A 630-nucleotide genomic window follows, 5' to 3' on the forward strand; every position below is an offset into this window, starting at 1 on the left:
CGTGCCCTCCCCAGAACTGCAGCGGCTACAAGCTCAAGCCCATCACCACATGGGGATCCTTCTCAACCAGAAAGAGACAACCGCTCAGGGCCGTCCGTTCGTGCCCCACATGACCGTTGCCTTTCGAGATCTAACCCCCGCCCACTTTCGCGCCGCTTGGCCGCAGTTCAAGACCCGTTTTTTTCAAAGTTCCTTCACGGCGTCGGCTTTGACGCTTCTCCTCCACGACGGCAAGCGCTGGCAGGTTTTTGCCCAGTTCTTGATGGGAGAATGATGGGGAAGCCAACCGAAGCAGCCTACTCCACCCAGTGAGCAGCCATGTACTCGGCCAGATCCACCACCCGCTGGGAGTAGCCCCACTCGTTGTCGTACCAAGCCATCACCTTCACCAGATCCCCATCCAGCACACTGGTCATCTCCGCATCCACAATGGCCGAACAATCGTGGCCGCGATAGTCAATCGAGACCAGCGGGATGTCGGAATAGGCGAGGATCCCTTTCATCGTAGTTTCTGAGGCTTCTTTGAGGGCCGCATTCACCTCTTCGGCAATGACACGCCGCTCTGTTTGCACCACCAAATCCACCAGAGACACATTGGGCGTGGGAACCCGTACCGCCACCCCATTCAGC

The 630-nt window shown here is 58.1% G+C and carries 1 protein-coding gene and 1 pseudogene; one reads left to right on the plus strand and one right to left on the minus strand.

Annotated elements, in window-relative coordinates; translation table 11 throughout:
- A partial coding sequence (locus NW838_RS09380) for a 2'-5' RNA ligase family protein (RefSeq protein WP_414427923.1) occupies positions 1–274 on the plus strand: 274 nt, incomplete at its 5' end.
- Positions 275–296: 22 nt separating this feature from the next.
- Here NW838_RS09380 and NW838_RS09385 read toward each other — a convergent pair.
- Positions 297–630, minus strand: a pseudogene (locus NW838_RS09385) (type I glyceraldehyde-3-phosphate dehydrogenase); the annotation flags it as partial.

It is taken from the genome of Synechococcus sp. R55.2 (assembly GCF_047462075.1).
Lineage (GTDB): Bacteria > Cyanobacteriota > Cyanobacteriia > Thermostichales > Thermostichaceae > Thermostichus.